4 protein-coding genes and 1 pseudogene are annotated in these 7,822 nt (G+C 69.0%); 3 read left to right on the top strand and 2 right to left on the bottom strand.

The window, feature by feature from the left end:
• Positions 1–469 (top strand): annotated as a pseudogene (locus V7E45_RS19060) (hypothetical protein); the annotation flags it as partial.
• A 917-nt stretch (positions 470–1,386) separates the two neighbouring features.
• Here the strand turns inward: V7E45_RS19060 and V7E45_RS19055 are convergent.
• Complete coding sequence (locus V7E45_RS19055) at positions 1,387–2,064, bottom strand: hypothetical protein (RefSeq protein ID WP_333775385.1); 678 nt, start codon at positions 2,062–2,064, stop codon at positions 1,387–1,389.
• Between the two features lie 85 nt (positions 2,065–2,149).
• Here V7E45_RS19055 and V7E45_RS19050 point away from each other — a divergent pair, with 85 nt between their 5' ends.
• Entirely contained in the window at positions 2,150–3,751 is a 1,602-nt protein-coding gene (locus tag V7E45_RS19050; protein WP_333775384.1) for a 5'-methylthioadenosine/S-adenosylhomocysteine nucleosidase family protein, read from the top strand.
• 21 nt (positions 3,752–3,772) lie between these two features.
• Here V7E45_RS19050 and V7E45_RS19045 read toward each other — a convergent pair whose 3' ends face one another.
• On the bottom strand, positions 3,773–4,318 hold the full coding sequence (locus tag V7E45_RS19045) for a hypothetical protein (RefSeq protein WP_333775383.1): 546 nt from the start codon (positions 4,316–4,318) through the stop codon (positions 3,773–3,775).
• A gap of 178 nt (positions 4,319–4,496) precedes the next feature.
• Here V7E45_RS19045 and V7E45_RS19040 point away from each other — a divergent pair, with 178 nt between their 5' ends.
• Positions 4,497–7,712, top strand: coding sequence for a tetratricopeptide repeat protein (locus V7E45_RS19040; protein WP_333775382.1), 3,216 nt, complete (start codon positions 4,497–4,499; stop codon positions 7,710–7,712).
• Positions 7,713–7,822 lie beyond the last annotated feature (110 nt).

Here is a 7,822-nt window from a genome sequence, read left to right as displayed (position 1 = left end):
GCAGGAGACCACGCTGGAGGCGGTGGCCGAACGGCTGGAGCGCGCGCTGGCCCGCCCCGTCGTGCAACTGCTGTACGTGCGCTACCTCGCCGCCCGCCCGGTGGACGAGATCCAGTGCATCGCCCAGACCCGGCGCCGTCACCGCTGCACCAACACCCTCCTCTCCCCCAATACCCCGGCCGGCACCTGGAGGCTCGTCCCGGCCACCGCGACGAGCGGGCAGCTGGCCCTGCCCGCCGCGGTCATGGCCATCTACGACCTCAGCGCCATCCCATACGCCGAGCAGCTGCGCTGGCGCGCCCAGCGCTGCCCGCAGCACGCCGCCACCCCCACGGCCGCCGACCTGGCGGTGGCCGACTGGGAGCCCTTCGACTCCCTGGCCCACCACGAGCACATCCACAACCGCCTTCCCACCCACACCCGACGCCCAGGCCCCACCGGCAGGGCACACGAGGCAGCCCGCCCATGACGCCCTCCCGCGCCCTCGAGCTCACCCCGCCCAGGCCCGCCACCCAGAGCGACCTTCGGCACGCCCGGTCAAGCGTCCAGCAGGCCGCGAACGCGGACCGTACCCGGCTGATGGCGGTGCAGCGCGCGCAGGGTGCCGCGGCACGTGCAGGGCATCGCCCCGGCATGTGTCAGCGACACCGACGCCCGCCTGGCCTACGTCGCCGTCACCCGCGCCGGCCACCAACTCGACCTCGGCGGCCTTGCATGAATCAACACCCACCCGACTGCAGCGAGCGCGAGCTGAAGCCCGCCAACGGCAGCGTCATGGCCTGTGCAGGGGTTGCGCCCGGCTCCGACGGAGGGAAGCTCGCTGAGAACAGCGATCGTCGTGACTGTGCTGGGCGCGCTCGGCTCATTGATCATCGCCCTCCTGCCCCTGCTGGCCTCTAACGACAACGGGGCGGACGCGCGCACATCGCCCTTGGGGTGTTCGGACCCGGCCATGACGAGGACGCCACGTCCCTCACCCGTGTATGCGGACTTCCCGACCCCGGTCCCGCAGGATAGGAAAGCCCTCGTCGGTCTCAGGGGCGCAGCGTCCCTGGCGGTCGTGACCAATGGAGCGCAGGGGGCCACCAGCTCCCCTGAGGTGCCAAAACCGGGCATGACGATCTACTTGGCCTGCCGCACCACGGACGGCCTACTCAAGGTCGCCGGTACCGACAAGTGATTGGTCGAGAACAAGGTGATGTACCTGGTGGGTCCCGGGCTGATCATCAAGCTCGACGACTGCGACCGAGTCTCCGATCTGGGTGAGTCGACAAGCCCTCGTCCGGCTGCAGGCCTGTCCACCAAACTCACCATGCGGTTGGTGATCGCACGCCCTCCAGAGTCCCCGGTCGGCGAGGAACACGGTGAACCTGCCCGGTCAGAGCGCTAGAGAGCAGGCAGACAACGCAGGGTGCGGATGTCGGTGGCTCCTGACTTCCGCAAGCGATTGCGTAGTGCCGGCCACCACGTCATGCCCGGGTCGGGATCAGATGAAGAGTCGGGGCTGTGGGCGTGGAGAAGTACCCGGTTGTACCGGCCGATGCGTAGCACGGGGTCGGTGACGAGATGGCCCAGATCGCTGACAGTCCAGCTGGGTGTGGCAGGCACCCACACCAGGGCTCTCCCGGTGCTGGCCGCCGGGATGCTCGCCGTTGCCGATGGTGTGCCGGGGCTTCGGGGCAGGGCCGTCCAAACCGCCCAGCCGGCTGCTCGGGACTGGCGCAGGAAGGTAGTAAGGACGTCGAGGTCCGCGCCGGTCGCAGTGGTGAGGAGGGATACACCGGGGACCGGTGCCGTCGCCCCGTCCGGTTCGGGGGCTTCACGCCAGTCGGTGAGTTCGGCGAGCAGCGGGTCGGCCGTCTTGACGGGTCCGGGCCTCGAAGTGGGGTGGTCCCCATTGGCGTAGGGCGTGAAGGCGTGGGCGAGGTTGCCGTCCCATATGTGCATGTCGCCGTGGGCGGTGGCGAACACAGTGGTGCCGACGGCGGCATGGATCGCCTGAAGGTCGTGGTGGCCGGGCACGCGCATACCGTCGGCTTTCTCGGGGCTCGGTCCGTAGCTCATCGGCTCCTCCTTCATCGCAGGTCCGTCATAGCTGTGGCCGGTTCCCTTAAGGTGGGATTCCTCGACCGGCAAGTGGGGGGCTCGCGTGGCCACAGTGGTCATTCTGACGGCGCTTCAAGTGGAGTACGCCGCAGTCCGTGACGTCCTCGTGGACCGTGTCCGGCGCTCGCACCCCACTGGCACGTTGTTCGAGGTCGGGAAGATCCCGGCCGTTCCTCAGCACGAGGTGGCGATCGCGGTGGTGGGAGAAGGCCGTGAGAAGGCAGCTGTTGCCACAGCGACGGCATCCGGGCTGTTCAACCCGCAGGCACTGCTGTTCGTGGGCGTGGCCGGCTCCTTGAAGGACGACATCGAGGTGGGCGATGTCGTCGTGGCCACCCATACGTACGCTTACCAGGGTGGCAAGGAGTCCCAGGCTGGCTTCGCGGCCCGCCCAAAAGCATGGGAAGCCCCCAACTCCCTGCTGCAGTTGGCCCGCCACGTGGAACTAGACGGCACGTGGGACCGCCAGCTAGCCGCGACGCTCGACGGCCACCCGCCGCATGTGTTCTTCAAACCGGTCGCCGCAGGGGATGTGGTTCTCGACTCCCGTACCTCCTACACCGCCAGCCAGCTGCAGCAGCACTACAACGACGCCGCGGCGATCGAGAACGAGGGGGCGGGAGCCGCTGCGGCGGGACACCTGGCGAATCTGCCGGTGCTGACCATCCGCGGGATCAGCGACAAGGCCGATGGCCTCAAGCGCGAAGCGGACGCCGGAGGCTCGCAGCCACGCGCCGCCGAACACGCAGCGGCTTTCGCTGCCGCGCTCGTCGCTGCAATCCCCATGAGCCCCGCCTCCGGACGGTCGGACCACTTCCCAGCCGCACCCGTCCCAGCCACCACGTTCACTCAGTTGGTGCAGCCCATGCCCGGCGCAGGCCCGGTCTACGCCGTTCAAAACGGCAACCAGCACGTGCATCCGACCGGGCAATCCGCCCACAATCAGGCAGCGGAAGTCGAGGCGGCTCGCACGGCGACGGCGGCCAGCACCCCTATGGGCGGCGCCTTGCCGTGGACCGTGCTCGGCGAGCCGCCGACGGTGACGTGGCGCACTGGCCTGATCCCCAACGCGGGGTACTCCGCAACGGTGGAGGTGCATCTCCTTCCGGCCAAGCCCGGACCCCGCCTGGAGTACCGCCGACTGGAACAACTGCTCAAGCATCTGGTCGGCTTGGGACGCGAGACTGGCATCTTCGCCACAGGCGAGGGCGTCGACCACGCGGTGCTCGGCGAGGTCGCGTGCGCGTGGACGAACGACCCCCGCAAGGGGATCAGCGGTCTGGCGTGCCACCGCACAGGCCAGCGCTCCGTGTGGCTTCCCCTGCCCAAGGACTCACTCGGCGCCGTCCTCGACCCTGACGAGCTGCCCCTGCAGATCGAGCGCATGCTCGCGCTCCTGTTGCGCATCGACGGGCCCGCGCTGGATCGCGTCGTGCCCGTGATCGCCGTGGAACCCGCGGAGATCCTCAGCTTCGGTTCCGTGAAGGACATGCCGCGAAGCACCGCGAGCATGCGCATGACTCAGGGACCATTGCGCGTTCCCGCCGACGAAGCTCTGCCGGCGGGTTCTCTGGCCGCCCAGACCGGTGATGTGGCCCAAGAGCTGAGCGCACGGCTGGAGCACGCCCTGCGCGCATCCCGGTGACTTACGGTCCCACGCTCCCGTTCACGGCGCCGCGTCACGGTACACGTCCGCATACAAGGCCATCTGCCAGCCAAGGACGACGACAGCTGCCAACTCCGCAATCGAGACGACCAGCAACGCCGGCTGCAGCGGCGCCGCACACCAGTAAACGACCAGCGCGGCCGCAGCCGTCCCGCAGAATGTCGACACGTCCACCACGAGCTGCAAGACCTTACGTACATGCCGCCGCCTGCCCCCGCGATGCGCCGACTCCCAGCCGAAGACAACCCCCGCGTCCGTGGCACCGCCCAGCCTCGGCCCAAGCTCCTCACGCACGTACCGGCCGATTGCCGACACTTTCTCGTCGTTGACCAGGTAGGTCCATCCCAGGACCAGGCACGCCGCCGGCAGCATCAGCACCAGCGCCGTGCGACCCGCCTGTGTGGCCGCGATCACCACGGCGGCCATCGACGCCAGCGTCGCGTACAGCAAGTTGTCCCGGAACCCGATACGACTGCGCTGCTCATCCTTGAGTTGCTGATACTCCAGGATCAGCAACTGCTCCACGGACATGATCGGTTGGGTCATCGCTTCCCCCCACCCACGTAGTTGACTCCGATCGAACTCTTGCCCAACTCGCTCACCTCGCACGCGCCCGGGCCCTCTGACAGCCTTGCTGCGACGGGGCCGCAGATCTGTCCGACGAACTCCCGCACCGCATGCCACGATGAGTTCCCTGGACGCCGACCCTCCGGGGAGGAGCCTCGTGCACGACGAAGAGCCGATGCGTGAACAGCGGGTCCATGCCGAACCCGGCAGCTTCGTCTACGCGGTCATGGACGGCGACATCCACATCCGCCGCGGCCGACCCGTCTACCGCATCGACCCTGGCCCGCGGCCGCGGCAGACGCCCACCGGGGACCTCGCCCGGCAACAGCCCAGCCGTCTGCTGCACCCCGGCATGCGGGTGGTCGACTTCCACGGCCGCGACCGCGACCTCGAGCACCTTGACTCCTGGCGCGACGCTCCTCAGCCCGGCATCACCGTCCAACTGCTCCACGGCCCCGGCGGCCAGGGAAAGACCCGACTCGCCAACGAGTTCGCTGACCGCACCATCCAACAAGAATGGACCTGCTGGCACGCCCACTATCTCAGCGACCCCACCGAAGACGACCGCCACCAGGTCCCACCCCCGGGACCCAACCTCCTGCTGATCGTGGACTACGCCGAACGCTGGCCCCTGCAAGACCTCCGACTCCTTCTCCACAACCCACTGCTGACTACGCCCACCCGCTGCAGGGTTCTGCTCATCTCCCGCACCGCAGACCACTGGTGGCAGGCAGCAACCAGCCGACTCGACCTGCCTCCTAAGGCGCTGGCGAGCCTGCCGCTGCACCTGGCGCCACCCGCGGCCGACACCGCCGAGCGCCACCAGATCTACCAAACGGCCTGGACCGCGTTCGCCCGCGCGTTCCAACTCGACGAGCCCCCTGCCCGTCCTCAGCATGATCTCGACGATGACGCCTTCGATCTCACCCTGACCCTGCACATGGCCGCCCTGGTCGCCGTTGACGCCCGTGCCCGAGGACAGCAACCGCCCAGCGATCCGGCCCACTTGTCCTCGTACCTGCTCGACCGCGAACACGACTTCTGGGCATCCCTGCATGCCGGCGCAACCGTCAAGAGCCCACCGCACACCGTCGCCCGCGCCGTCCACACCGCGACCCTCACCGGCCCTGTCGCTGCTGCCCTCGCCCACACCGCTCTGACCCGGGCCGAGGTGGCCGAACCCGCCCTCATCCACGACATCGTTGCAGACCACAGCACCGTCTACCCGCCGACCTCGCCCACCACGATGTTCACCCCGCTCTACCCCGACCGGCTGGGCGAGGACTTTATCGCCCTGCGCACCCCCGGCCACACCCACAGCGACTACCTTGCCGACCCCTGGGCGGCTGGCATGCCCGCCCGCCTTCTCGGCGCCGACCCCGACACCCCCTACACCCGCAACACCCTCACCGTCCTCATCGAAACCGCGGCCCGCTGGGACCACCTTGCCCACGCCGAACTTCACCCCCTGCTCTACAGCCGCCCGGAACTTGCGCTGAGCGCGGGGGGCGCGGCCCTGGGGCGCCTGGCCGAGCTGTCCTCGACGCCCCTCGACCTCCTCGAAGCCGTCGACGGCCACCTGCCCGACCACCGCCATCCCGACCTGGACCCCGGCATCGCCATCCTTGCGCGCCGCCTTCTCGACCACCGCCTGAGCGCCACCGACGACCCGCTCCAGCAGGCCATCCTTCACCACGACCTCGCCGTCCGCCTGACCCGAACCGGCGACTGGACCGCGGCCGTCAGCCACGGAACCACCGCCCTCAACCTGCTGCGGCCGCTGCCGGCCACCGTCGGCGACGCCACCTACACCCAACTGACCCGCACCTTGCGCAACCTGGCCGCCCATGCTCATCGCGTCGGCGACACCACCCGAGCCCTGTCCCTGCTGCACGAGGCCCTCGACCGGGACCGCGCCGACCACGACCACCGCGGTGCCAACACCAGTGAACTGGCGCTCTCGCTCATCAACCTCGCGGCCCAACTGCACAAGTCCGGCCGGAACCTGGAAGCACTCCAGGCAGCCGACGAGGCCGTCGAACTGCTGCGCGCCCTGGAAGCCGACCCCAGTCCGAAGCTACGCGACTGGCTGGCCCGCGCCCTCAACCAGCGCGCGATCATCCTCAGCGACCTGGCACGCCTCGAAGAGGCCGTCCGCGACGACCACGAAGCCCTGACCGAACATCGTGGCCTGTACAGTGCCAACCCCGACGCCTACGGCGCCCAGTACGCGGCAGCGCTGAGCAATCACGGCGGTCTCCTGCGCCGCCTCGGGCGCCACCAGGAAGCTGCCGATGCCGCAGCACAAAGCGTGGACGCCTTCCGGCTCCTGGCCAGGGCCAATCCCGACGCCTACACCCCCGACCTGGCCCAGGCCCTGAGCAACCTCGGCGTGCGACTCGCCGGCATCGAACAGCACGACCGAGCACTCCACGCCGCCCAGGAAGCGGTGGAACTGCGCAGAGACCTCGCGCAGCGCAATCCCCTGGCATACGGCTACGACTACGCGGTCGCACTTCATAACCTCGCCGGCCGACTCCTGGCCGTCGGCCGCTCCACGGATGCACTCGGCCACGCCCAGGAGAGTGAAGAGCGCCTGCGCACTCTCGCCGCGACGAACCCCAGCGCCTTCCAAGCCGACCACGCCGTGAGCCTGTCCGTGATCAGCGCCACACACGCGGCCCTCGGTCACGCCCAGGAAGCCATCGCCGCAGCCCGGGAGTCCCTCGCGATCGAGCAACGCCTCGCCAGGGCAATGCCACAGGCCCGACGGGAGGACCTGGCCACGTCCTGGGGCCACCTGATGATCCTCTTGGGTAGAAACGACGACCTCGAAGGCTCCGCCCAGGCTGGGCAGAGCGCCGTCGACCTGCGCAGAATCCTCGCCGCCGAACGCCCGGAAGCACACGCGGAGGGATTCGCCCACTCCCTGATCAACCTGTCCATCACGTGGTCCCGGCTCCGGCGCTACCGCCAAGCCCGTACAGCTACTCAAGAGGCCGCCGCCGTTCTCGAACACCTTCTGCAGCACGACAGCAGCACGCGCCGTGTCTATCGCCTCACGATGCTCGCGAGCGCCCAGGCAGCCAGGGGCCGCTACGCCCACCTCATCGGCCACAACGACGAGGCACAGCACGCCACCCGCACAGCCCTGGGCACCCTCAGACAAGAACCCGACTTCCCCGGCCGGCCACAAGTCCAGGCCCAGCTTCTGACGGAGTACCTGAACGTGAGAAGGCAGTATTCCGAGGACCAGGAGACTGCAGAAGTAAAGGCTGAAGCACGCACCCTCCTCCAAGACGCCAGCGTGCGAGACACAGCCCAGGGCCAGGCCCTGCAACGCATTCTCGACGACCTCGATCACCGGCGCTAAGCGGCGTGACTGGCGCTGCAGTGCGCTCTGCGGGCCAACGCCCGCGGACATGTTCGTATGCCTCCAGGTCTGCTGCGCAGCATGCGCCTGCACGGGCGCATTGAGGTCTG

It is taken from the genome of Streptomyces sp. IBSBF 3136 (genome assembly GCF_036815105.1).
In the GTDB taxonomy this organism is placed as follows: Bacteria; Actinomycetota; Actinomycetes; order Streptomycetales; family Streptomycetaceae; genus Streptomyces.
Note: the sequence above shows the minus strand (reverse complement) of the source record. Positions and strands in the feature narration are given on the sequence as shown.

Excerpts from the sequence above, each read along its gene's own strand:
- V7E45_RS19055 (WP_333775385.1), bottom strand. The coding sequence starts at position 2,064 with ATGAGCTACGGACCGAGCCCCGAGAAAGCCGACGGTATGCGCGTGCCC.
- V7E45_RS19045 (WP_333775383.1), bottom strand. The coding sequence starts at position 4,318 with ATGACCCAACCGATCATGTCCGTGGAGCAGTTGCTGATCCTGGAGTAT.